This is a genomic window from Polaromonas sp. P1_F4, from assembly GCF_056405675.1.
This window is the reverse complement of the sequence record NZ_JBFUBP010000012.1, coordinates 98,364-121,670: the sequence shown is the minus strand read 5'-3', so window position 1 is coordinate 121,670 and position 23,307 is coordinate 98,364. Positions and strand designations below refer to the sequence as shown.

Annotated in this window: 22 protein-coding genes and 1 pseudogene; 8 read left to right on the top strand and 15 right to left on the bottom strand. The window is 61.9% G+C overall.

All coding sequences use genetic code 11. The features are described 5' to 3' along the window. Positions 1–420 (bottom strand): annotated as a pseudogene (locus tag AC1DYQ_RS20400) (hypothetical protein); the annotation flags it as partial. Between the two features lie 876 nt (positions 421–1,296). After that, positions 1,297–1,671, bottom strand: coding sequence for a hypothetical protein (locus tag AC1DYQ_RS20395; RefSeq protein ID WP_477688324.1), 375 nt, complete (start codon positions 1,669–1,671; stop codon positions 1,297–1,299). A 156-nt stretch (positions 1,672–1,827) separates the two neighbouring features. On the opposite strand from AC1DYQ_RS20395, the gene AC1DYQ_RS20390 reads away from it, so the two are divergent. Then, positions 1,828–1,959: a hypothetical protein gene (locus tag AC1DYQ_RS20390; protein WP_477688323.1), complete on the top strand. Its 132-nt coding sequence runs from the start codon at positions 1,828–1,830 to the stop codon at positions 1,957–1,959. Positions 1,960–2,450: 491 nt separating this feature from the next. On the opposite strand, the gene AC1DYQ_RS20385 is transcribed toward AC1DYQ_RS20390, so the two are convergent. The 5 genes from AC1DYQ_RS20385 to AC1DYQ_RS20365 are packed head-to-tail and all read right to left on the bottom strand — an operon-like array spanning position 2,451 to position 7,562. Beyond that, on the bottom strand, positions 2,451–3,338 hold the full coding sequence (locus AC1DYQ_RS20385; protein ID WP_477688322.1) for a spore coat protein U domain-containing protein: 888 nt from the start codon (positions 3,336–3,338) through the stop codon (positions 2,451–2,453). Next, positions 3,335–5,725 carry a fimbria/pilus outer membrane usher protein gene (locus tag AC1DYQ_RS20380; protein WP_477688321.1) on the bottom strand — a complete coding sequence of 797 codons (2,391 nt, stop codon included), beginning with the start codon at positions 5,723–5,725 and terminating at the stop codon, positions 3,335–3,337. The genes AC1DYQ_RS20385 and AC1DYQ_RS20380 overlap by 4 nt, the downstream gene beginning before the upstream one ends. Positions 5,726–5,742: 17 nt before the next feature. Further along, positions 5,743–6,474, bottom strand: a complete 732-nt coding sequence (locus AC1DYQ_RS20375; protein WP_477688320.1) for a fimbrial biogenesis chaperone — start codon at positions 6,472–6,474, stop codon at positions 5,743–5,745. Positions 6,475–6,476: 2 nt separating this feature from the next. Next, positions 6,477–7,031 (bottom strand): hypothetical protein, encoded by a 555-nt coding sequence (locus AC1DYQ_RS20370; RefSeq protein ID WP_477688319.1) that lies wholly within the window; start codon positions 7,029–7,031, stop codon positions 6,477–6,479. A 51-nt stretch (positions 7,032–7,082) separates the two neighbouring features. Continuing rightward, positions 7,083–7,562, bottom strand: coding sequence for a Csu type fimbrial protein (locus tag AC1DYQ_RS20365; protein ID WP_477688318.1), 480 nt, complete (start codon positions 7,560–7,562; stop codon positions 7,083–7,085). A 273-nt stretch (positions 7,563–7,835) separates the two neighbouring features. On the opposite strand from AC1DYQ_RS20365, the gene htpG reads away from it, so the two are divergent. After that, positions 7,836–9,725 (top strand): molecular chaperone HtpG, encoded by a 1,890-nt coding sequence (gene htpG / locus AC1DYQ_RS20360; protein ID WP_477688317.1) that lies wholly within the window; start codon positions 7,836–7,838, stop codon positions 9,723–9,725. Between the two features lie 152 nt (positions 9,726–9,877). Here the strand turns inward: htpG and AC1DYQ_RS20355 are convergent, their stop codons facing one another. From AC1DYQ_RS20355 to AC1DYQ_RS20340, 4 genes are all read right to left on the bottom strand, one after another. Beyond that, a complete protein-coding gene (locus AC1DYQ_RS20355) occupies positions 9,878–10,951 on the bottom strand; it encodes a serine/threonine protein kinase (protein ID WP_477688316.1) in 1,074 nt (357 codons plus the stop codon). A gap of 146 nt (positions 10,952–11,097) precedes the next feature. Continuing rightward, positions 11,098–12,204: a DUF2855 family protein gene (locus tag AC1DYQ_RS20350; protein ID WP_477688315.1), complete on the bottom strand. Its 1,107-nt coding sequence runs from the start codon at positions 12,202–12,204 to the stop codon at positions 11,098–11,100. A gap of 156 nt (positions 12,205–12,360) precedes the next feature. Next, the gene (locus AC1DYQ_RS20345) at positions 12,361–12,777 is read right to left on the bottom strand and encodes an organic hydroperoxide resistance protein (RefSeq protein ID WP_477647553.1); all 417 of its coding nucleotides are present in this window, start codon (positions 12,775–12,777) and stop codon (positions 12,361–12,363) included. Between the two features lie 67 nt (positions 12,778–12,844). After that, positions 12,845–13,297 (bottom strand): MarR family winged helix-turn-helix transcriptional regulator, encoded by a 453-nt coding sequence (locus AC1DYQ_RS20340; RefSeq protein ID WP_477688314.1) that lies wholly within the window; start codon positions 13,295–13,297, stop codon positions 12,845–12,847. Between the two features lie 126 nt (positions 13,298–13,423). Here AC1DYQ_RS20340 and AC1DYQ_RS20335 point away from each other — a divergent pair, with 126 nt between their 5' ends. Next, positions 13,424–14,353 carry a class I SAM-dependent methyltransferase gene (locus AC1DYQ_RS20335; protein ID WP_477688313.1) on the top strand — a complete coding sequence of 310 codons (930 nt, stop codon included), beginning with the start codon at positions 13,424–13,426 and terminating at the stop codon, positions 14,351–14,353. 4 nt (positions 14,354–14,357) lie between these two features. Here the strand turns inward: AC1DYQ_RS20335 and pcaQ are convergent, their stop codons facing one another. After that, positions 14,358–15,311: a pca operon transcription factor PcaQ gene (gene pcaQ / locus AC1DYQ_RS20330; RefSeq protein WP_477688312.1), complete on the bottom strand. Its 954-nt coding sequence runs from the start codon at positions 15,309–15,311 to the stop codon at positions 14,358–14,360. A gap of 157 nt (positions 15,312–15,468) precedes the next feature. Here pcaQ and pcaH point away from each other — a divergent pair, with 157 nt between their 5' ends. From pcaH to AC1DYQ_RS20315, 3 genes are all read left to right on the top strand, one after another. Next, entirely contained in the window at positions 15,469–16,182 is a 714-nt protein-coding gene (gene pcaH / locus AC1DYQ_RS20325) for a protocatechuate 3,4-dioxygenase subunit beta (RefSeq protein WP_477688311.1), read from the top strand. Between the two features lie 19 nt (positions 16,183–16,201). Further along, the gene (gene pcaG / locus AC1DYQ_RS20320; RefSeq protein WP_477688310.1) at positions 16,202–16,798 is read left to right on the top strand and encodes a protocatechuate 3,4-dioxygenase subunit alpha; all 597 of its coding nucleotides are present in this window, start codon (positions 16,202–16,204) and stop codon (positions 16,796–16,798) included. A 143-nt stretch (positions 16,799–16,941) separates the two neighbouring features. Continuing rightward, positions 16,942–17,406 (top strand): VOC family protein, encoded by a 465-nt coding sequence (locus AC1DYQ_RS20315; RefSeq protein WP_477688309.1) that lies wholly within the window; start codon positions 16,942–16,944, stop codon positions 17,404–17,406. 212 nt (positions 17,407–17,618) lie between these two features. Here the strand turns inward: AC1DYQ_RS20315 and AC1DYQ_RS20310 are convergent, their stop codons facing one another. Further along, positions 17,619–18,434: a siderophore-interacting protein gene (locus AC1DYQ_RS20310; protein WP_477688308.1), complete on the bottom strand. Its 816-nt coding sequence runs from the start codon at positions 18,432–18,434 to the stop codon at positions 17,619–17,621. Between the two features lie 240 nt (positions 18,435–18,674). Here AC1DYQ_RS20310 and purT point away from each other — a divergent pair, with 240 nt between their 5' ends. Together purT and AC1DYQ_RS20300 are read left to right on the top strand one after the other, a co-directional pair. Beyond that, entirely contained in the window at positions 18,675–19,907 is a 1,233-nt protein-coding gene (gene purT / locus AC1DYQ_RS20305; protein ID WP_477688307.1) for a formate-dependent phosphoribosylglycinamide formyltransferase, read from the top strand. 28 nt (positions 19,908–19,935) lie between these two features. Continuing rightward, a complete protein-coding gene (locus tag AC1DYQ_RS20300) occupies positions 19,936–21,057 on the top strand; it encodes a mechanosensitive ion channel family protein (protein WP_477688306.1) in 1,122 nt (373 codons plus the stop codon). Here the strand turns inward: AC1DYQ_RS20300 and ddpX are convergent. Both ddpX and AC1DYQ_RS20290 read right to left on the bottom strand, forming a co-directional pair. After that, positions 21,044–21,640 carry a D-alanyl-D-alanine dipeptidase gene (ddpX, locus tag AC1DYQ_RS20295; RefSeq protein ID WP_477688305.1) on the bottom strand — a complete coding sequence of 199 codons (597 nt, stop codon included), beginning with the start codon at positions 21,638–21,640 and terminating at the stop codon, positions 21,044–21,046. The two genes, AC1DYQ_RS20300 and ddpX, sit on opposite strands and share 14 nt — an antisense overlap. Before the next feature lie 84 nt (positions 21,641–21,724). Then, positions 21,725–23,224, bottom strand: a complete 1,500-nt coding sequence (locus AC1DYQ_RS20290) for an AMP nucleosidase (protein ID WP_477688304.1) — start codon at positions 23,222–23,224, stop codon at positions 21,725–21,727. Positions 23,225–23,307: the final 83 nt, after the last annotated feature.

Sequence of the window (23,307 nt, the reverse complement as noted above, 5' to 3'; positions counted from 1 at the left end):
GCCCAGTGCAGCACCGGCCACGTTGATCTGGCTCCATGGGATCACTTCACCGGCGGTGCCGGTCGTCAGTGGGCCGGTGGTGTTTGAGTTGAGGCTGATGTTGCCGCCGTTGCCATAAACGCGCACTGTCACTGCACCTGCGGTGAGGTCGCCGCCGACACCGGCGATCACGCTGCTGTCGCCTACGTTGGCGCCTGGAACCGTGAAGGTGACGCTGTCGATCGTGCCGGTGGTTGATGTATTGCCAGCGCTGGTGCCGACACGCAGGAACAGGACCTGCGGGATAACGATTGAAAAGTCCAGGCGTGCAGTGGCGGTTGACCCAACTACTGCCGGCGTGGTGAATGTGGACTCTGCATGGGCCGGTACGGCCAACAGGCCGGCGAGGCTCAATGCACTTGTTAAAACAATCTTCTTCATCAAATTTCTCCAGATCATGGTGATGAGGTGAATCGGGTGTTCAGGCTTTTTCTGAACGTGAGTGGACTGTAACTAGGCGTTTCGAAAAAAGGGGGCTTTACATTCGTAACGCGGGCGACAAATGGTAAATACGTCACGCTTAAGTCATTGAAAACAATGGATTTATGCGAAATGGCGACAAGAAAGATGAGACTTGGCTTGGATGTAACGAATGCCACCAGCCTTCTTCTGTGACATATTCCCCAGAGTGATGTAACGGGTTAGAAACAAATGGCGTTTGTCTGCCAAGTGGTGCTTTTCTCTGTTCCTCTCTGGACCTACCGCGTCGCTTGAACTGGTCGAACACTCGTTGTATGAGAGGCAGAGCTGGTCAATGAAGGCTGTAGCACGCGCTATTCGAGCGAGGCCTCACAGTCAAGGCGGGCTTCATGCAATCAGACGGCGATGGTGGTTGGATTGACTGGGCAAGTCGTATGCGCTTTAACAACCGGAAGAGGTTCACGCAAGGGACGTCGGTGGTGGTTGGTTGCCCGTGTAGATAGCAGGTAGGCACGCCACCGGGATCGCGTGGTGCCCTTGTGGCGTGCATAGCAGCGCAGGCAGCTGATCGACTGCGCGCGTGCTGGCGGCGGCTTGCGACGGGTTGTCGGCGGAATCGCCAGGCACGCAGCACCGGCGTTACGGTTGTGTGCCGGTCGAGGCGCGTTTGGGTGTGGTGCGCAGGCGCGGGCAGGTCGCGCCTCGTTTGCGCGCGAGATTTGCTATGCAGCCGTCACTGCATGCCGGTTGCCGACAAGGGCTTGAAGGTCCTGCTCGCGAGATGCAAGTGCGGCAGGATGGAAACCTGGTGTCGCCAGGCGGCGTGTGAGCCGCTGATTACCAGGAAATGGTCAATTCAACCGGGTCCCGGGAATTCATGGGTTTGCCTGCCACCACGGCAAGGCGGCTACCTGCAGCGGAATCAGGCATAGCGTTCATTCGCTGGATCTGGCCGCTTCTGTTGGTCGATGCGGCAGCAATGGCCTGAATATCCACGGTCGCCGGGCAACTGATGCGCAAGGTACCGGCCTGGCCGTCTGGCTGGCCGCGATGGGTGCAGCGATGGTCTGCCGTGACAGCCTCACTGAAACTGCGCAGCATGATGGTGACACCAAATGTGGCTGAACTGGTTTGCGCCTGGGCCGCACCGTGAATCCCGAGCAGGGACTGGGCGGCCAGGACGGCGACAAAAGCAAATTTGATGGTTTTCATGGTGCAACTCCTTAAAACTATCAGTTGTTGCAGTCATGCTATCGAATTTATTAATTTGAATCAATTGGTAAAAGTCACTGCGAAAGTGTTAATTAGTGACATTTCACACAAATAGATTCTTAATTTGATTTAATTTTTGAAATTAATAATTTAGAAGTGGAATTCGCCAATAAAAGACGATTTTATCAATTTGTGGGCGGCGAAAACGTCAAAAATGCTTCGTTTGGACAGCGGCTGGTCAGTTTGACTGATCCCGAGCGGTTCCGCCTGGCAGTGATGGTGACGTAACCCCGGTCTGGATAGCGGTTCAGGCGCCCGTGAAACTGGTGCCCGCCTGGCCGGCCGCGACGCTGCATGTCGCTGTGTAGGGGCTGGGCGAAGCCATCGATTGCGACACCCGCGCTGCTGAGCGTCAGGGTGTAGTTGAGGCCCCGCAGCTTGCCCCAGGTTGCCGAGGGTGCCAGGGTATGGGTCGTCCCCGGGTGCAGTCCACTGTGAAGTTCATGGTGGCGGTCTGCGGTGTGGCTGCGAAAGAGGCGTAGTTCAAGGTCAGCGTGGACGGGGAAATCGCGCCGGTGCCGAGTTGCCCGAAGCGACATGCCTCACGAAGCAACTGGCGGTGATGGCTGACAGTAGGGCTGAAGGTCTCGGTCGAGGCAGCGACCGTACCGCCCGAAGGCAACTCAGCAGGAAACGGGGCCTAAACGGATCAGCGGCTGATTTTGCCGGCATGGCGTACCGCAGGCCTGCCCAGGACAGAAAAACAGCAAGTGATTGCCTCAGTAGGTGATGGTCAGGGTACGTTGCTGCGTCAGGCTGCAGGTGGCACCGCCGCAGGTGCCGGATGTGTTACCGCCACCCAAGATGGTGCCGTTGATCGTGAAGTTTTCCGGCAAACCGGTGCCCGTGCGGTTACCGGGCGCGCTCAATGACAGGGTGTAGTTCAGGCCCAGCAAGGATCCCCCCGGCGCATCCAGGGTCATGGCGTAAGTCTCACCAATCGTGCAGCGGACGGTGTAGGAAGTATTGGCCGTCGCATTCGCTACCTGGAACGAGGTGTAGTTGAAGCTGATGTTGCCCGGGGGGGTGGTCAGCAGACACAGCGAGTTGTTGTTGATGGTGACCGGGAGGGTGCCATTCGACAGGTTGCCTGTTCCGCAACCTGTACCCGCGGCGGTGCACAGCCTCATGGTCACTGTGTCGGTAAAGAGGCCGGCATTCTTGTTCTGGGCGGCGGGGATGGTGGTGTAGTAGGTCTGGGTCTGGCTGGCGAACAAGGTGGCGGTACTGCCGAAATTGACGATGCCGGCAAAGTCCAGCGCCGTGGTATTGCCCCAGCGCTGGGTGAGGCCCGCGTCACGGTAGAGGTTGTAGTTCATCCTGCCCGCTGCTGTTCCTCCTCCTCCATTGAACGCCCGGTTGAAGCCGCCGTTTTCATTCAGGCCGTCGTCCGAGCGCAGGGTGTAGCTGAACGTGGTAGCGTCGCCCGCTGCCCGGCTGCAGCTCACCGTAAAGCTTCCCGTGCCGCTGGTCGGGTTGGGGTCGTTTTCGAAGTAGTAAGCCGTGAAACCGGAAGACGACACGTTGCAAACAATGGTGGCGTTTGCTGCAGCAGACAAGAAGACGAGAGCCGCCGCGGCAAGACGCAATGCATAAGAGATGGTCATCGTTTTACTCCGTTACAACGTATTGGCCCCACCCGTGCGATGTCTTCCAGATTGCCAGGAGGCAACGTTACATCGAAAGTGCAACTGGCGCCGTTCCATTTCAGGCGCAAGCGGTTCGTGGCCTGCAAACCCGTGACAAATGTCTCGCCGCGCCTGGCGACGAAGAACTCTTTCTTGTCGCCTATCAGCTCAACCTCTGCACCCGATGGCGCCGGCTCGCCATCGTCCAGCTCAATACGAATCAAGGCACCTCGTCCTGAACGGACGGGAAACGCGATCTTGACCCCACCACGAAGCGCCGGCACGGCTTCGAGCTCGATGGAGTCGAGCTCGGCGCTGATCGGCAGCTCGCTCGGATCCAGTCGCACGCTGTTGCGCTGGAACGGCATCAACCGGGGCAGCAGCGCGACGCCGTCTGCGTTGGTGCGGGTCAGGGTGCTGCCCTGAAAGCCCACACCCACATTGGCGTAACCCGGCACTTCCACAATGGCAAAGCTTTCCTGTACGCGGCGCGTGGCAAAGACTTGGCCCTCGGCCGCTACCATGCCTCCGATCAGGCCCAGGCGCAGGTTCTGCTGGCTCTCGCCGCTGCTGACGTCAGCCGAAAACAGGCCTTTGGTGCCCTGGTAATAAGCACCGCCTTCCGCATAGCGGCCGTCCGCGCGGGAGCCCAGCGCCGTTCGCCAGCCCCACCCGGTTTCGGCACTCACAGCCCGGCTGGCGTTTACATATCCTTCGGTGCTTCCACTGCGGGTAGTGACGCCTGCGGCGACGGTGACCCGATTTTCAAGCGGCACGATCAGGGTGGCGCCCACTGAAGTCCCCGAGCTGATGCCGCTGAGCCGGGTGGCGCTCAAAGTCAGGGCTGCGCGTTGACCGAGGCGCAGGGTGTAATTCACACTGAGGGTGTTGAGCTTTCCGAGGTCGTAGTTGTCAAAGCCGGCGTAACTCACGTTGAAGGCGCCGAAGTTGTCGCTGCTGTAGCTGTAACTGGCGGTGGTTTGCAGGCGGGGCGATGGCGTATCGATACCGATTTGCCGGTAGCCGCGTGATGCGCCTTCCGCGCTGAGCGACACGCCGTGCCGCAGTCCGCTGCGCTCGACCCCGACCATCCAGTTGGTGCCCTGGCCTGCAGCGTCGCTGCGGCTGGCCGAAAACGCCGTCTGTCCCAGCATCTGGAAGGGCAGCTCATAGCTGGCGCCGGCGCCGGCACGCATCAGGGACTTCGACCATTCGCCGTTGGCTTCGACCGTGAGGCTTTTGCTCAGGCCCTGGCGCCAAAGGCCTGAAACGAAGCGCTCGCCATAGTCGGCATTCTCATTCCCGAGGTCGCGGCGTACGGCCCCCAGCTCAAAGCTCCAGTCGCTGAGGTTTTCTTCCAGCAGGTTGGCATTGCTGAAAAATGATTGGGTGATGACGGTTTCCCGGCCCAGGATGTCGCGCACCACCACTCGGGCTTCACCGGCGCCGGTCAGTGCGGGAAAGTTGTCGATGCTGAAGGGGCCGGAGGGAACCTTGGAGGTTTGCCGCAGTGCATCATTGACATAAAGCTCAACCGTGCTGGGCGCTGCCGACAGGCCGGTCACTGTGGGGATGGGCTGGGTGACGAAGCCTGGTTGTAGCGAGAAGTTTTTGCTGAACTGTATGCCGCCGAAATACACCTGGCGTCCTGAAATGCCGGTACGCGTGCTGGTGTCGCCGAGCCGCAGAGAGGTGTTGCTGTCCAGGAAGTTGCGGGTGTAGGTGGTTTCCAGCCGGCGCCATGAAGCCTTGATCGTCGGATCCTGGCTGATGAGGTTGCGGCCCACATAGCTGCTGGTCAATAGCCCTAATTCCCCCGACACGCCGAATTCGGTCAGGGCGCCGAGGTCCCTCGCGTCCGTGGTGTTGCCGGGTGTGCGGTTGCGGGTGGTGATGTAGTTCAGGTCGTAATTCGCAAATGCCGCGGGAATCGAAGGCGACAGCGGGGGGCGCATGGCCGATTCCTGCGTCAGGCGCACGGCATTGAAGGCCGCCGGCGAAAACACCAGGTCGACTGACTGGTCGGCGAAATTCAGCCGCGCTTCGAATCCCGGAATGGCCGACAGCGGAAACCACTTCTGGCCCTGAAAATCAACGTCCTGCGCGCTGGGCCGGTGGTTCAGCCGCCACTCTTCAAAGGCATCCTCGGGCGCATACAGAATACCGTTGCGCTCAAGCAATGTCCAGACGCCGCCCTTGGTGCTGTTGATGAAGACTTCCAGCGGAAGGAGCCGGTCATTGGCGGACCGGGCCGCTGGCGGCGCATTAGAGGAGGCGGGTGTCTGGGCGTGTGCCAGCAGGCCGTAACAAAGGCCTGCAATGCCTATCGCTATGGGGTGTTTTCGTAAAGTCCACCAGCACCTCATTGAAATCGGGTGCCAAATCAAGGCAGCGTGATGCTGGTCGTGAGGCTTTGTCCGTCGTCAAAGGTCACCACCAGTTCGGCTTCCCCTGCCATGAGGGCCTGTTCGCCCTTGAGGTTGACGGTTTTGCGGGCACCTGGGAGGATGTAACTGCCGCCTTCAAACCGGGCCAGAGCCTGCTTGCCGCGCGTGACGGTCGCCTCTCGTATCTGGGCGTAAGCCGTACCGGTATTGCTGCATTGCAGGCTCAGGGTTTTGGCATCCGCCAGCTGGTGGGTGCAACTGACCTGGCGTTTGGCTACGGGGGGTGTGATGAAGACGGGCATGCTCAAGGCCAGCGCGATGGGAACCTGGATGCCAGTTGCGGGTGCAGCTTCAGGGACTTCACGAATGATCAGGCGGTAAGTCAGTTGCCGGCTTGCATCTGCAGGTTTCAGCAGGGCAAGGCGTACCACTTGGCGGGCCTTGGGCGCCAGCTTGATGATGGGGGGGGCCAGGATCATGTCTTCGGTCAGAACGAGTTCGTCAGTGCCGTCGGGTTTCTGGGTCCAGGTGTTGATGTCAGCCTGCAGCACGACTTCGGTATCGGCTTCGTTAGACAGTGTGACGGCGATGGCGCGATCGCGCGGGGTCATGTAAAGCCGCACCGGAGTGACCGAAAAAACGCCTGCCGTGGCAGCCGCCCAAGGTCCCAACAGGCTTAGCAGGAAGGCGTAGGTAACAAGCTTTCTTCGGCGCTGTGAGACGTTCATCCTCAGAAGGATACCAGCATCTCTACCGATTTAGAGAGGTTACCGGCATGGGCGAGGTGCAGTGCCGTCACGGTACCGCGGTCATCCTGGAGCCGCAAACGGGCCTGTTTTTCAACCGCTGCGGCATCTGTGTCGAGCGCGTAGCGCCGGCTTTCGATTTCCCAGCCGTCATCCGACTCTTCACCGGCCGTGGCCACCTGGCGCTGGTCTTGAAGCCGGCAGGTATAGCGGGCGCCTGGGTCGTTGCGGGACAACTCATTGCGGCAGTAGTCGGGCAGCAAGGAGTCCCGCGTGGGCCGGTAGCCGGGCATGAACCGGGCATTCCCGAGGCTGCGGACTTGCGAGATATTGACAAAGACATTCGAGTTGCAGGTCACCTGCACCGAGGCGCCGCCGCTACCGGAGCCTGTGGCGCTGATGCAGGCGTTGCCGTTGCCGGTGGTGTTTCCCGGGACGCTCAGCGTGACCTGGACCGAAAACTGGCCGGCTGCCGTACCGGCAACGCTGGCCGCCGCCATCAGCAGGAATGAAACGCCGAGAACTGATTTACAGAACATACGGGGAGCCTGATGGAAGCTCGAATGGGAATTAACTTGCGGCCAATGAAATTAATACGTCACGTACAGGGTGTATCCCCTGTTAGTCGCTGTGGCATTGGTACAAGGCGCGGCACTGCTCGAGCAGGTACCGGCTTGGCTGGCTGCCATCGTGCCAGTGATCGAATAGGCCTGCGCGGTTCCGTTCGGCGCAGTCGTCGTTGGCGCAGTGATCGTGTATTGCAGGTTAACGAAGCTGTCCGTTGTGGTCACGTTCGCGGTTCCGGGGCCTGCTGCTGCTCCGAGGACCAAGCCGAGCGAAGGCGCTGCCAAGCCATTGGTGCATTGCAAGGTGAATCCACCGCCGGTGGCTGTCGCGGCCGTACCCTGCAGGGCGGTGTAGTTAAATTGCACGGGAGCAATAGTTCCGATCTGGCACGCAGCGGTCAAATTGATATTGACATTGAAGGTGCCAGAGGTGACTGCGGCGTGCGCTGGCAGGCTGGCAATGGCGGCAAGGCCGAGGGCGATTACTAAAATGAGCTTTTTCATGACTGTTCTCCAGTTAAAAAACGAATAACAAACAAGGGAAATGTGAAGGTGAATGGACTGTAACCAGATATTTCTGAAATCGGGTGATTTGTATCTGTAACAGCGCACTCTAGTGGGGAATTTGTCACGACAAACCGTTGAAATTATTGGATTTATTCATAAATAGAGCCAAAAGGCTTACTAGTAACAAGCGTAAATACTGCCGTCTGAAACGGCTTTTTCTTCCGGATCCAGTGAATCAGTAACAAACTTGAAACAACCATGCCCCAAACCATGCAGAAACAAACCCTGTCTTTTCAAGCCGAAGTCGCGCAGCTGCTCAAGCTGGTCACGCACTCCCTGTACTCGAACCCCGATATCTTTTTGCGCGAGCTGGTTTCCAACGCATCGGACGCCTGCGACAAGCTGCGTTTCGAAGCGCTGAACGATGCGTCGCTGTATGAAAGTGATCCCGACCTCAAGGTGAAAGTGAGCTTTGACAAGGCCGCCGGGACGCTGACCATCACCGACAACGGCATCGGCCTGTCGCAGCAGGAAGCCATCGACAACCTCGGCACGATTGCCAAGAGCGGCACACGCGACTTCATGGCCAAGCTCTCGGGCGACCAGAAGAACGACGCGCAGCTGATCGGCCAGTTCGGCGTGGGGTTTTATTCGGGCTTTATCGTGGCCGACCGCATCGCGGTGGAAAGCCGCCGTGCCGGCCTTCCGGCCAGCCAGGGTGTGCGCTGGAGCAGCGACGGCACCGGCGAGTTTGAAGTCAGCGAGATCGAACGCGCGGAACGCGGCAGCAGCATCATCCTGCACCTGAAAGAAGAGTCGCTCGACTACCTGAACGCCTGGAAACTCAAGGGCATCATCAACAAGTACTCCGACCACATTTCGCTGCCCATCCTGATGCAGAAGGAAGAGTGGAAAGAGGGCGAAAACGACCAGCCCGGTGAGATGGTGGTCACCGGCGACTGGGAAACCGTCAACCAGGCGGCGGCGCTGTGGACGCGCGCCAAAAAAGACATCACGCAAGACCAGTACGACGAGTTTTACAAGCAGATCAGCTACGACAGTGAAGCGCCGCTGGCCACCACGCACAACCGGGTGGAAGGCGCCACCGAATACACGCAGCTGCTGTTCATCCCGGCCAAGGCGCCCATGGACATGTTCAACCGCGACAAGGCCGCCGGCGTCAAGCTGTATGTCAAGCGCGTCTTCATCATGGACGACGCCCAGGCGCTGATGCCGACCTACTTGCGCTTCGTCAAGGGCGTGGTGGACTCGTCCGACCTGCCGCTCAATGTCTCGCGCGAGTTGCTGCAGGAAAGCCGTGCCGTCAAGGCGATCCGCGAAGGCTGCACCAAGCGCGTGCTGTCCATGATCGAAGACCTGGCCGCCAATGACGCCGACAAGTTCAAGGCCTTTTATGGCGAGTTCGGCGCTGTGCTCAAAGAGGGCCTGGGCGAAGACTTTGCCAACCGCGAGCGACTGGCCAAACTGCTGCGCTTTGCCAGCTCAACGACGGATACCGTCAGCGTGGGCTTTGCCGACTACAAAGCCCGCATGAAGGAAGGCCAGGACGCGATTTATTACATCACCGCCGACACACTGGCCGCGGCAAAGAACAGCCCCCAGCTCGAAATCTTCCGCAAGAAAGGCATCGAAGTGCTGTTGATGGCCGACCGCGTGGACGAGTGGGCGCTCAATTACCTGCACGACTTTGACGGCACGCCGCTGCAGTCGGTGGCCAAGGGCGCGGTAGACCTGGGCAAGCTGCAGGACGAAAACGAGAAGAAGGCCGCCGAAGAGGCGCAGACACAGTTCAAGCCCATCCTCGACAAGCTGAAAGAAGCATTGAAAGACAAAGCCAAGGACGTGCGCGCCACCTCCCGTCTCGTCGATTCACCCGCCTGCCTTGTGGTGCAGGACGGCGACATGTCGACCCAGCTGGCCCGCATGCTCAAGCAGGCCGGCCAGGCCGTGCCCGAGTCCAAGCCCATCCTGGAAGTCAATGCCCAGCACCCGCTGGTCAAAAAGCTCGAGGCCGGCGTGGACGGCGCGCATTTTGACGACCTGGCCCACATCCTGTTTGACCAGGCCTTGCTGGCCGAAGGCGGCATGCCTGAAGACCCGGCGGCGTACGTGCGCCGGGTGAACGCGTTGCTGGTGTAGGCGTCGCGCGACAATTCAGCAGCAAAAGCAAAAAAGAGGCGAAAAACGCCTCTTTTTCTCATCAAATAGGCCTGAAACCCTTTATCTACGTGCGCAAGCAGCTATCAAATCAATAGCAATTGCCGAGCCGTAGGGGGCGTAGATACACCCGCTCAACACACCAGCGGCGCTTCCTGCATGGCCTCGGTTTGCTCTTCCAGCATGTCGACCTGGCTCTTCCAGTAGTCGCTGGAGCCGAACCAGGGAAAGTTGATCGGGAAGATCGGGTCATGCCAGCGCTGCGCCAGCCAGGCGCTGTAGTGCACCAGGCGCAGCGTGCGTAGCGGCTCGATCAGCGCGAGCTCGCGCCGGTCGAATTCGCGGAACTCTTCGTAGCCGTCCACCAGCGCGCCCAGCTGCCGGGTGCATTGCGCGCGGTCGCCCGACACCAACATCCACAGATCCTGCACCGCCGGGCCGGTGCGTGCATCGTCCAGGTCGACAAAATGCGGGCCGGCCAGCGGCAGGCCCTCGGGCGTCCACAAAATGTTGCCGGGGTGGCAGTCACCGTGCAGGCGCAGGTTTTTCACGTCGCCCACGCTTTCAAACACGGTTTGCGCCACCAGCATGGCTTCATCAAACGCCTTGCGCCAGCGCGACTCCATGTCCAGCGGGATGTAGCCGTGGGAACCTTGGGCGCCATGGTTGCCGCCCGCCAGCAGGATGTCGCGCGAGGCGTAGCCAAAGGTCTGAAGGTTCAGGGCCGGCCGGTGCGCAAAGGGCTTGGCGCTGCCAACGGTGTGAATGCGCGCGAGGAAACGGCCTATCCATTCCAGAACCTCCAGGTTGTCCAGCTCAGGCCGCCGCCCGCCGCGGCTGGGCGACACGCTGAAGCTGAAGCCCTTGAAGTGATGCACGGTGCGGCCTTCCAGCACCAGCGCGCCCACCACCGGTATCTCGGCGGCCATCAGCTCGGCGGCAAAGGCGTGCTCTTCGGCGATCTGTTCATCGGTCCAGCGGTCCGGCCGGTAAAACTTGGCTACCACGACATCGCCCGCGAGGTCGGCGTCGCCCACGGGGCTCTCCAGGTGGATCTGGTAGACCCGGTTCTCGTAGCTCGAAAGCGCCATCAGGCGGCCGTCGCCCAGCAAACCGACGCTGGCCAGCGCATCGAGCACCACGTCGGGTGTCAATGTCTCGTACGCATGCAGCGTTGCGTGCGCCTCAGCCTTGTGTTTTTCTGTCATGCCTGATTGTCGGCGCAGATGACGGTGCGCTGCCAGCAGGGGCTTGTAAACGCCTGTTTCTCAAGCGAAAAAGGCCTGCAGGTCAATAAAAGCGGGCGCGAGCAGCTATAAAAACCGTAGCACCTTTCCGTTGAAGGCGAAAAGAATCAGGGCTGCAGGATGTGGCCGGTGCGCGGGTCTCCCTTGCCGGCCAGCACTTCCTGGTAAGCGGCTTGCACCGCAGTCTGCCCGGCATGCCGCTGGGCGATGAGCCAGGGCGTTTTGGCACCCGTCACTTGCCGCGTGAAATCCAGCCAGGCGCGCACCAGCTGCTTTCCAAAGCCTTCTTCACCCCAGTCGGTGATGCGTTTCTTGACCTGTGAAGGTGCGAAGAACAGCGTGGGCCGGGGGCCGGGCAAGTCTTTTGCGCTGCCTTTGGCGGCCAGGTCGTCCACGTGCGTGCCGCCTATCGAGCAGTTGTAGCGAAGCTGGCCAAAGCGCGTATGAATACGCTGGCGCAGGCCGGCGCTGCCCGCGAAGTCGACGTACACGCAAGCCGTGTCGGCAGCAATCGCCTCGAGCTGGTCATAGGTCACTACGCGGCTGTAGCACCCCAGGCTTTCACAAAAAGCGACGTTGCCTGGCGAAGTCAGCGCTATCACCTCAATACCCGGCCGCTTTGCCAGCTGAAAGGCCGTGCCATATGCCGTTTTGCTGGAGGCGCTGGACAGCAGCATGGCATTGGCGCCGAAGAAGCCGTTGTCGGCCAGAAAGTCATCAATCAGGAACGAGGTAATGAACAGCGGGCGCAGGAGCGACTGCACATCTTCGGTGGCCGCGTCGTAAAACGGGTCCGCGCTGCAGCGCATGTACTGGTTGTAGGCCACCGGCAGGGGCCGCCGGTGCGCGGCGCCGTCGAAGAAACCGGCGGGCGTCACGCGCGCCGGTTGCAGCACCAGTTCGCCGGCCATGGGGTAATAGCCGTAAAACTTCTCTCCCACGGCTACGCCCTCGCATTGCGACTCCGCCACCTTGGCAAAACCCCAGACCGGGATGCTGCCCCAGCCGTCCTCCCCCGTCGGAAAAAATTGCCAGTAGCTCATCGCCTCGCCAAAGGCCGCGTACGTGATGTTGTTGGACGTCAGCGCAAAGGATTCGATGCGCAGCCGCACCTGGCCGGGCGTGAGCGGCAAATGCGCGTCGGTATGCCAGCGGGTTTCGGAGAGTGCGTCCTTGCGGACCTGGAAGGTGGCGGTGGGGGCTACGATGTTCATCCGCACACCGTAAATGAAACGGCCCGCCGGTTCAACACCGGCGGGCCGCGTAGGTGACAACCACCCCCGTCCAGGCTCACTGCGTGTAGCCTGTTCCCCCCTCAAGGGGGCGGCGCCTGCGGTCTGGCAAAGCCAGTCCCGCGGCCCCTGCTGGCTTTATTTCAGGGTAATGGTTACGTCGATGTTGCCGCGGGTGGCGTTCGAGTAAGGGCAAACCTGGTGCGCTGCATCCACCAGCGCTTGTGCTGCGGCGCGGTCCATGCCGGGCAGGGTGATGTCCAGGCGCACGGCGATGCCGTAGCCGTTCGGGATCTTGCCGAGGTCAACGCTGGAGTCGATGGAGACGTCTGCAGGCACGTCGATTTTCTTCATGCCGCCAACAGCCTTCATTGCACCGATGAAGCAGGCTGCGTAGCCGGCAGCGAACAGCTGCTCGGGGTTGGTGCCGGTGCCGGCGGTGCCGGGCGAGCTCAGCGTGACGTCCAGGCGGCCGTCGTCGGTTTTGGACTTGCCGTCACGGCCGCCGGTGGTGTGGGCGTGGGCGGTGTAGAGAACTTTTTCGAGTGTGGTCATGGTGGCTTCCTTTGGAAAATACCCCGGATCGGGGCGGGTTAAAAATTCAGTGAAAGGGTGAAAGAAATCAGGCAGTAAGGCGGTTGCGGAAAGACTGCACCTGCTGCGTCAGCGACACCAGCTCGGGAATCGAGCACTGGGTGGCGCTCAGGATGCAGCCCGGGATTTTTGCGGCCCTGGCCTTGAGCTTGCGGCCGGCTGCCGTGAGCGTGATGTGAACGCGGCGCTCGTCTTCCACCGCGCGGATGCGTGAAAGCAGCCCGGCGGATTCCATGCGCTTGAGCAGCGGGGTCAGCGTGCCCGAGTCCAGGTACAGCCGTTCGCCAAGCTCCGAAACCGTCAGGCCGTCTTGTTCCCACAGCACCAGCATCGCGAGGTATTGCGGATAGGTGAGCCCCATCTCTTCGAGCATGGGCTTGTACAGCTTGGTCATGGCCAAAGACGTGGAATACAGCGCAAAACACAGCTGGTTGTCCAGCTGCAGCATGGCGTCAGTGGCGGAGTCGGTTTTGTTGGGCATGGGTTGAATTATAGCGAGCAATTGAATTGTGTGCAAGTTAATTGTTTCTGAATGTTCCACGGGAGCTTTTCAGGGGCTTTGTAACGGGGCCGCCTGTACCGGGGGCGCGCCACTAAACTTGAGGCCATGCAAACACCCAGCTCAGCACGCGCAGCAAAGCCTTCGAAGGGTTCCGGAAAGCCCGCCCCCGCGGCGCAAGTCATTGAAGAGCTTCGCCCCGGCCAGTCCATCGAGCTGCTCAAGGAACTGCACATCCTCACGCGTGAAGGCAAGCTCAACCAGGACACGCGGCGCAAGCTCAAGCAGGTCTACCACCTGTACCAGTTCATTGAGCCCCTGCTCAATGAGGTGGCGGCGGAGAAGGCGAACTTCACCCTGGCCGACCACGGCGCCGGAAAGTCCTACCTGGGCTTCATCCTGTATGACCTGTTTTTTAATGTCGCGCACCGCAGTGAAAAAACGGCGGGCCATGTGTACGGCATCGAAACGCGTGCCGAACTTGTTGAAAAGTCACGCGTGCTGGCCCAGCGGCTGGATTTTGCGCGCATGTCGTTCCTGAATCTGTCGGTGCAGGAGGCCACTACTTCGGCCGAACTCCCCCTAACCGTGGATATCGTCACGGCCCTGCATGCCTGCGACACAGCCACCGATGACGCCATTGCGTTCGGGCTGGCAAAAAACGCGCGCCACATGGTGCTGGTGCCGTGCTGCCAGGCCGAGGTGGCCGGCGTGTTGAAGAAAAGCCGGGCCTTGTCACTCTCCCGCACGCCGCTGGCTGAACTCTGGCGGCACCCGTTGCACACGCGCGAATTCGGCAGCCAGATCACCAATGTGCTGCGCTGCCTGCAGCTCGAAGCCAACGGCTACCAGGTCACGGTGACCGAGCTGGTGGGCTGGGAGCATTCGATGAAGAACGAGCTCATTCTTGCCAGCCGGCCCGCGCAGCCGCAGGCTGGCAAAACCCGTGCCGCCCAGACGCGTTTGCGCGAGGTGCTTGAAGAGCTGGGTCTGGGTGAACTGACGGCCCGCTTTGCGGTGCAGGCCGAGCCGGCCTAGAAGCCTAAAGCAGGGCCGGGGCTTCGCTGCGGCGTTCTGCCGCCAGCACCCGGATGGTGGCGATCAGCTGGTGCTGTGCCTCGGTGGGCGCCATGTCGGCGCGCAGCGTCAGCCCCACCAGCTCTTCGGTGCCCGCCATGCTGACGGGCAAGCGCACCAGCGTGCCGCTGTCCAGGTCCGGCCGCACAGCCCCCAATGGCGAAAGCCACACCGCATCGCTTTGCCGCGTGTAGCCGCGCGCGATGGACACCGACAGCGTTTCGACCAGCCGCAACGGAGGCGGCAAGCCGCGTGTGAGGAAAAAGCTGTCGGCGGTGTGGCGTATGGCCGTGCCCTGCGTGGGCAGGATCGTGGTGAAGGCCTGCAAGCCGGCCAGCGGATCGGCCTTGTGCGTCGCCTGCAGCAAGGGGTGGGCAGGGCGCACTGCCAGCACAAGGGGGTCTGCATACAGGTGTTCAAACGTCAGGCCCAGCATGTGCGCTGGTTCGGCAAAACGCCCGATCACCAGATCCAGTTCGCGTTGCCGCAAGCTGGCCAGCAGGGCGGGGTTGGCGCCCGTCTGGATACGCAGGCTGGTTTGCGCCCCTGGCCCCGCTTGGGCCTCCTGCCGCGCCAGCAGCAAGGGCATCAGCCACGGTGCAACGGTGGGCAGGACGCCGATGGCGATCAACGCGCTACCTTGCCGCCGCGTCTGCGCGACGCTCGCAACGGCTTCGCGCAGCGCGCTCACGCTGGCGCCGGCATGCCGCATAAAGGCCTCGCCCTCGCGCGTGGGCACGGCGCCCTTGCGCCCGCGCTCAAACAGCCGCACCGCCAGCAGGCCCTCAAGTTCTTTCAGGGTTTTGGACACCGCGGGCTGCGTGATGGCCAGCACGTCGGCAGCCTTCTGCAGGCTGCCATGCTGCGCCACCGCCAGAAAGCACTGCAGGTGCCGGTATTTGATGCGTTCATCGACCATGCAGTAATTTAATCATTTGGTTATGGATAAGTCGAGAAAATGTCAATATACATAACCATTAGGGCCGATTAAAGTCACCTCAGCACGAAAATCCGAAAAAACGCCCCGAAAAGTGCCGTTAAAAGGCGCCAACCTCTTTCGACCCCTGGAGACATCGATGAAACCCGACCTGAACAACAGCTTTCTGGCCCCACGCGACTGGACCAGCCATTCGCCCCATATCTATCCCGGCTACAAATCCACCTTGCTGCGCGGCCCCAAGCAGCCGCTGGTGCCTATCAAGCAGGCGCTGGCGCAGCTCAATGCGCCGGTCTATGGCGCCGGGCAATTCGGCCCGCTGGACAGTGACTTGACCAAAAACGCCGTCATGAATGGCGACCCGCTGGGCGAACGCATTATCGTCACCGGCCGTGTGCTGGACGAAGACGGCCGCCCCGTGCGCAACACGCTGGTGGAAGTCTGGCAGGCCAATGCTGCCGGCCGTTATGTGCACAAGGTCGACCAGCACGACGCGCCGCTGGACCCGAACTTCCTGGGCGCCGGCCGCTGCATGACGGACAACGAAGGCCGCTACAGCTTCAAGACCATCAAGCCCGGTGCCTACCCTTGGGGCAACCACCCCAATGCCTGGCGGCCGCAGCATATTCATTTCTCGCTGTTTGGTGATTACTTCGCCAGCCGCCTGGTCACGCAGATGTATTTCCCCGGCGACCCGCTGCTGGGCTACGACCCCATGTACATGGGCGCGCCCGAAAGCGTGCGCGAGCTGATGGTCTCGAAATTCAGCCTCGACGTGACCCAGCCCGACTACGCGCTGGGCTACGTGTTCGACATCGTGCTGCGCGGCCCCAAAGCCACGCGTTTTGAATAAGCGGCGGGAAGACACCACCATGAGCCAACGCAAACAAACCCCATCGCAAACCGTCGGCCCTTTCTTTGCCTACGGCCTCACGCCTACGCAATACGGCTACGACCTCAAAAGCCTGTTCACGCCGGTGCTGGCCCAGCCGAACGCCAAGGGCGAACACATCCGCATCACCGGCCAGGTGTTTGACGGCGCCGGCAATGCCGTGATGGACGCGATGGTCGAGATTGCCCAGCCCGACGGCAGCGGGCAGCCCATCTCGTCGGTGGCCGATGCCGAAGCGCGCGGCTTCACCGGTTTCGGCCGCTGCGGCACCGGCACCCTGGCGCAAAGCCATTACGAATTCTTCACCGTCAAGCCCGGTGCAGTGGCGGGGCAAGCACCGTTCATCAACGTCTGCGTCACCATGCGCGGCCTGCTGGTGCACACCTTCACGCGCATCTACTTTGATGATGAAGCGGAGGCGAACAGCAAAGACGCGGTGCTGGCCAGCGTGCCGGCCGAACGGCGCAACACGCTGATCGCCCGGCGCGACATGACGGGCGCCGGACCGGTTTACCGATTCGACATCCGCATGCAGGACAGCGCGGCCGGCAAGGAAACGGTTTTCTTCGACCTGTGAAGCGTGGACCGGGGTTGTGCGGGCGGCCTTGGGTGCTATTAATTAGATAGCTGGTTGCGCCCGTCCTTATTGGCCTAAAGTCTTTTTTCTTGTAAGAATTGCCCGGCAGGCTACAGCCGTGCGGCCATGGCGGCAATGCCGCCATGAAGGTTGCTACGCACGCCGGTGTACAGGCGCGGCCCGCCCGCGCTATAAAACAGGCCATCACCATCAAGAGGCCTGCCATGACCATTCATCTGGACCACTTCATCGTATCGGCGCGAGACAAGGTGGCTTCGGCCAGATTTTTGGCGGAGCTGCTTGGCGTGCCGTGGGCTGAAACCACGATAGGGCCTTTTTCAGCCGTCTACATCAACGAAGGCCTGACGCTGGACTTCATCGACACAGAGGAAGACTTTCCCGTCGAGCATTTCTGCTTTCGCGTAAGCGAGCAGGAGTTCGATGCCATCCTGGGGCGCATCCAGGCAGCCGGCATCAAATACCGCAGCTCGGTGCGCGGCCCCATGGACATGCAGGTCAGCACGTATCTTGGCGGCAAAGGCATTTACTGGAACGAGCCCGAAGGGCACCAGTGGGAGATGCTCACGGTAAGTTATGCGCGGCAATGAGGTCCACCCCCGCCCAGGCTCACTTCGTGTAGCCTGTTTCCCCCTCAAGGGGGCGGCGCCTGGGGCCGGCGAAGCCGGACCCTCGGCCCCCGCTGGTAGTGCCCAAAGAATTCTTTAACCCAGCATGAGCCGTGGAACCGGCTTTGCCGGGCCACAGGCGGGCGGCCCCCTCGGGGGGCAGGGAGCTACACGCAGTGAGCGACCGTGGGGGCTCAGTCACCTTCGCCGTAGTCGTGATCCGGGTGATTGACGGTGCCCAGCTTCCAGTAACCGCGGCCCACGATTTGGCTGCGCTCCACGCCGAGCTCATCAATCAGCAATTGGCGTATGCGGCGCATGGCCGCGGCTTCGCAAGCCAGGTAAATGCGGGCATCGGCAGGCGGCGCGCCAGCCTGGCGCAACGCGGCTTCCAGTGCCTGGCCTGCCTGTGTGTTGTCGGTGCCGCGCGCGGCCCAGTGCACGTTCAGTTTGGCGGCGCTGTGCAGCGTGCGTTCTTCTGCCGCGTCCACCACTTCGACCAGCACGCGCGCCTGCGCCGTGGCGGGTAGGGCGGCCAGAATGGTTTCAAACGCGGGCAAGGCACTGTCGTCACCGATCAGGAAATGCGCAGGCGCATCCAGCTGAACTTTGTAGCCAGGGCCGGGGCCCATCAAATACAGCACCTGGCCCGGCTGCGCCTGCGCGGCCCAGGTAGATGCAGGGCCGTCGCCGTGCAGCACAAAATCCACATCGACCTCGTGCACATCGTTGCGCACTGCCAGCGGCGTGTAAGTGCGCATGGACTTCGGCCGTGGCCCATCGGGCAGTGGGCGCTCAGGCTCGGTCTGGCCCGGCTCCGGGAAAATCAGCTTCATGTAGCAGGCAGGGTCGTTGATTTCAAAGCCTTCAAGCTCCGTACCCTGCAAGGTGATGCGGCGCATCAGCGGGCTGAGCGTTTCAACACGCGTGACTTGCACGCGGCGCGGCGGCCGGCGTTTGCGCGGTGCGGCATCGGGAGTGGAGGCTGGCGAAGATGGCGTTGTGGACATGGTGTCTTTCAGGGGGGGGCACATCGCGTGCCGCCAGGTTGAATCGTTCTAATTGAGAATAATTATCATCTGATTGCAATGGGCTGGTGGTTTGCAGGGGCAAGGGGCGCAACGCCGGCATGAGGGGCGATGTCCTACCCGTCAGCGCCGACCCTCTGCAGTAAAGTAAGTCCTAGCGGCGCCTGTTCTACGGCTTTCGTTCTCCCGTTCTCACTCTCCCATCCTTTATCTTCAGCGCTTATGACCACCTTCGGAACCCCCCTTTCCCCGCACGCCACCAAAGTCATGCTGCTCGGCTCCGGCGAGCTGGGTAAGGAAGTACTGATTGCCCTGCAGCGCCTGGGCGTTGAAACCATCGCCACCGACCGCTATGACAACGCGCCGGGCCAGCAGGTGGCCCACCATGCGCGCACCATCACCATGAGCGACCCGGCGCAGCTCAAGGCGCTGATTGAAAAAGAAAAGCCCGACCTGGTGGTGCCGGAGATCGAAGCGATTGCCACACCCATGCTCGAAGAGCTCGAAGCGGCCGGTGCGGTGCGCGTGATCCCGACGGCGCGTGCCGCGCGCCTGACCATGGATCGCGAAGGCATACGCCGCCTGGCCGCCGAAACCCTGGGCCTGCCGACCAGCCCCTACAAGTTTTGTGATTCGCTGGAAGAGCTGCAGGCCGCCATCGACGGCACCACCGGCTACCCCTGTGTCGTCAAACCGGTGATGAGCTCGTCGGGCAAGGGCCAAAGCAAAATCTCCGGTCCTGAAGACGTCCAAAAAGCCTGGGACTACGCAATGGCCGGCGGCCGTGTCAGCCACGGCCGGGTGATCGTTGAAGGGTTTATTGATTTTGATTACGAGATCACGCAGCTCACCGTGCGTGCCATGGGTGCCGACGGAACCATTGAAACGCATTTCTGCGAGCCCATCGGCCACATCCAGGTCAGCGGCGACTACGTGGAAAGCTGGCAGCCGCACCCCATGCGGCCTAACGCATTGAAAAAATGCCGCGACATCTGCAAGGCCGTCACGGATAACCTGGGGCTGGGCTTTGACGGCAAACCTTCGGGGCTGGGCCTTTTTGGGGTTGAACTGTTTGTGAAGGGCGAGGACGTCTGGTTCAGCGAAGTCAGCCCGCGCCCGCACGACACCGGCATGGTGACGATGTGCACCCAGTGGCAAAACGAATTTGAGCTGCATGCACGCGCCATCCTGGGCCTGCCCGTCAACACCGCGCTCAAGAGCCCGGGCGCCAGTGCCGTGATTTATGGCGGTGTCGATGCGAAGGGCATTGTGTTCGACGGCGTGGCCGACGCGCTGCGTGTGCCCAACAGCGACATCCGGCTGTTCGGCAAGCCCGAGAGTTTTGTCAAACGCCGCATGGGCGTGGCGCTGGCTTTTGATGCCGACGTGGAGGTGGCGCGCCGCAACGCCAAGCTGGCTGCGTCCCGGGTCAACCCCCGGGTGCCGAAAGCTTGATGCATGTTGAAAGCAAAGGAGCGGCAGCATGAACTTCGCTGAACTCATCTCCTGGGCGGACGACTCTTCGCTGCACGTCTTGCTGGCAGCCGGCATCAGCATCGTTCTGGCGCTGGTGGCGCACACCATAGGCGCTGTCGTTGTCCTGCGGCTGACGCGTTCCATGCCTGTGATGGCCCGGGTCGCCGAGCAATGCCGCTCTCCGGTGCAGGTGCTGCTGCCCCTGATCGCCCTGCAGATCGTCTGGCACAGCGCGCCGGATACCTTTCCACTGATCAACGGAGTGCGCCATGCCAATGGCCTGCTGCTGCTCGCCGCCCTGACGTGGGCGGGCATGCGCGCGGCGCGCGGGGCCGCGCTGGGTGTGATCGGCTTGCACCCGGTCGATGTGGAGGACAACCTCAATGCACGCCGCATCCATACGCAGACCCGCATGCTGGCGCGCACTGCCATGTTCATCGTGTTGCTGACGGGGCTGGCCTTGATGCTGATGACCTTTCCCGGCGCCCGCCAGTTCGGGGCCAGCCTGCTGGCTTCGGCGGGTGTGGCGGGGCTGGTGATCGGTATCGCGGCGCGGCCTGTGTTCAGCAACCTGATTGCCGGGCTGCAGCTGGCGCTGGCGCAGCCCATCCGCCTGGACGACGTGCTGATCGTGCAGGGCGAATGGGGCCGGGTGGAGGAGATCACCGGCACGTATGTGGTGCTGAAGATTTGGGACGAGCGGCGCCTGATCGTTCCGTTGCAGTGGTTCATTGAAAACCCTTTCCAGAACTGGACGCGCACCGGTGCGCAGATCATCGGCACGGTCTTTCTCTGGGTCGATTACCGCATGCCCCTGGACCCGTTGCGCGACGCGGCGCGGCGCGCTTGCGAGGAGGCGCCCGAGTGGGACAAGCGGCTGTGCCTGCTGCAGGTGGTGGAATCAGGCGAGCGCAGCATGCAGCTGCGGGTGCTGGTGACCTCCGCCAACTCCAGCCTGAACTGGGACTTGCGCTGCAAGGTGCGCGAGGCGCTGGTGGACGTCATGCAGCGCGAATACCCGCAGCATTTGCCGCTGGTGCGCACGGAGTCAGCCGAGCCGCGGGAGCAGGCGGAGCTGCCGGCTGCCGGCCCTCCTGCCGATCAGGCCGGCGAGCTCAGGCGGCCTTGAGCCGGGTGGGCTGCCCGCCCTCGCCCACGCAGCGCATGAAAGCATGGCTGTCGATCAGCGGAAAGCTTTTGGCGTCCGGCAACTGGTAGTGCCACCATTCGTTGGGGTGGTGCACAAAGCCTGCTTCCAGCATGACCGTGAGCAGCCGCATGCGGTTGACCTGGACGGCCACAGGGTGTGCCGTGTGAAAGTGATGGGACCCGTGCGTCATGGTGTCGACCGGTGTGCCCATGTCCAGCTCTTGCCCGCCCGGCGCCAGCAGCGTGACATCAAGCGCCACGCCCCGCGTGTGGTTGGAGCCTTTGGCCGGATCGGCGATGTAGGCGGGGTTGGGCGCCACGGCCCAAAGTGCCTCCTGCGCTTCCTGCGGCCTGAAGGCATCAAAAATCTTGAGCTGAAAGCCCATGTCTTTCGCGGCCGCGATGGCTTTGCGCAGGCCGGCGTCTGCCTGCGGATGCAGGAAGCACAGCGGGCTGTCATAAATCACCTGGCCGGTGAAGTTGTTGGTGCCTGCGTAGATCAGGTCGATCACAACGCCATGGCTGGCTTCAGTGACAGGGACAAGCGGTGAAAGATTTTCCATGGGCAGGTATGTTTACAAAAAATAAGGCTGCAAGCCAATAGGGACGAGCGCAAGCAGCTACCAAAAGTATAGCAATCGGCGGACCTACTGGAACGCGACTTCCGAAAAGCTGCGCAGCTTGCGGCTGTGCAGCTGCGTGATGCCTTCGGCGCGCAGCAGCTCGATGGCGCGTATGCCGATGCGCAGGTGCTGGTCGACGCGCTCGCGGTAGAAATGGTTGGCCATGCCGGGCAGCTTGATCTCGCCGTGCAGCGGCTTGTCGCTCACGCACAGCAGGGTGCCGTAGGGCACGCGAAAGCGAAAGCCGTTGGCGGCAATCGTCGCGCTTTCCATGTCCAGCGCCACGGCGCGGCTCTGGCTGAAGCGGCGCTGCGGCTGGTTGCCGGGCAGCAGCTCCCAGTTGCGGTTGTCGGTGGAAGCCACGGTGCCGGTGCGCATGATGCGCTTGAGGTCGGGGCCGACGGCGTGGGTCACATCGGCCACGGCTTTTTCCAGTGCGACCTGGATTTCAGCCAGAGCCGGGATCGGCACCCACAGCGGCAGCTCTTCGTCCAGCACATGGTCTTCGCGTACATAGCCGTGGGCCAGCACATAGTCGCCCAGCTGCTGGCTGTTGCGCAGGCCGGCGCAGTGGCCCAGCATGATCCAGGCGTGCGGACGCAGCACGGCGATGTGGTCGGTGATGTTCTTGGCATTGGCCGGGCCCACGCCGATGTTGACCATGGTGATGCCGGTGCGATCGGCGCGCAGCAGGTGGTAGCCCGGCATTTGCGGCAGGCGGGGCGGCTGCACGCCAAGCTCGTCGCCGGCCTCGGCGGGCAGGCCGGCGCGCCGGGTCACCACGTTGCCGGGCTCGATGAAGGCGGTGTACTCGCTGTCCGGGTCGGCCATGGCTTCATGGCCCAGGCGCACGAACTCGTCGATGTAGAACTGGTAGTTGGTGAACAGCACGAAGTTCTGGAACCAGTGCGGCGAGGTGCCGGTGTAGTGGCGCAGGCGCTGCAGAGAATAGTCGACGCGCGCCGCGGTGAACAGCGACAGCGGCTGCGGCTCGCCGGGCAGGGGTTCGTAGGTGCCGTTGGCAATGCCGTCGTCCATGGCGGCCAGGTCGGGCAGGTCGAACACGTCGCGCATCAGCATGCGGCGGGCTGCATCCATATTGCCTTCAATATGGTCGTTTTCCGCAAACGAGAAATGGATGGGGATGGGCTGCGTGCTGGTGCCTATTTCCAGCTCCACATCATGGTTCTGCATCAGCAGCCGGAACTGTTCGAGGTAATAGTTGCCGTAGAGGTCGGGCCGGGTCAGCGTGGTTTCAAAGCGGCCGGGCCCGGCCACAAAACCAAAGCTCAGCTGCGAGATGTCGGGCGTCTCCAGGATGGCGCGGGCCACGGTGTCGGTATGGATGCGCACGAAAGGGTAGCAGGCGCGCACATGGCCGGGCAGGGTTTCGCCGGCCACGTAGCGCTGCATTGCATCGCGCAGGTGGGAAATCTGCTGGTCATAAATGGCGCGAACCTGCGCCAGTGCGGCGGCCGGGTCGCTGTAGCGGGTCGGGGCTATGAAAGGCGGCAGATAGGGCATGAAAAAAGCCTTGTTTTTATGGTGAAGTTACAGCAGGTGGTTTTCGGCAAAGCGTAGCACCGCAGCGCATGCACATCATTGTG